Here is a 735-nt window from a genome sequence, read left to right as displayed (position 1 = left end):
GTCTTGAAATCTCATAGGCGCGATCCAATATAGTAAAAAGAAAACTATCTTGGGCTCATCATAACCCAAAATAATCTGTTATGTACTGAAAATTTTATTAGGATTGACTATGGCAGACTACAAAAGCGATTACTTAAATTCTGTACTAGAAAGTTACAGAATGAAACATATTGAAGAGCTAATCAACACATATCGCACTAAACGAGAAGAGATTAAGCAATTTTTAAATGAACAATACGGTAGCAAAATTTATGAGCCATTTAATTCTGGCTCGTATAAAAAACACACAGCCATCAATACTAAGTTTGATTTGGACTTGGTTGTACCATTTAAACGCAATGCTTTTTCAACATTAGAAGACATGTTTGAAGATGTTTTGGAAAAACTAACAGAAAAGTATAAAGATGAAACTACTGTAAAGAAACAAGGGGTTTCTATCGGTTTAACTTTTGATGAAGAAGATGAAATTAATATTGATGTTGTTCCTGCGAGAGAGACCAGTCTAGATTCTTTTTCAGAACATAAGGATTTAAATCTACATAAAACACAAAATGATGGTTATCTTAAAACCAATATTCATGCTCAAATTGAACACATTAAAGCCAAAGAAAATGAAAGAAAAGTTATTCGTTTGCTAAAAATTTGGAAAGCTTGTCATAAATACAAATACAAGTCTTTTTTTATTGAGATATTGGTAATTAAGGCTTATGAAAAATCATCTCCACAGGGTAACTT

The 735-nt window shown here is 30.6% G+C and carries 1 protein-coding gene; it reads left to right on the top strand.

The window, feature by feature from the left end; all coding sequences use genetic code 11:
- Positions 1-109: 109 nt before the first annotated feature.
- On the top strand, positions 110-735 hold a 626-nt coding region (locus tag QZ106_RS00715; RefSeq protein WP_295973027.1), incomplete at its 3' end, for a nucleotidyltransferase.

The organism is uncultured Aggregatibacter sp., from assembly GCF_901873365.1.
In the GTDB taxonomy this organism is placed as follows: domain Bacteria; phylum Pseudomonadota; class Gammaproteobacteria; order Enterobacterales; family Pasteurellaceae; genus Aggregatibacter.
This window is presented reverse-complemented; position numbering and strand designations above follow the sequence as displayed.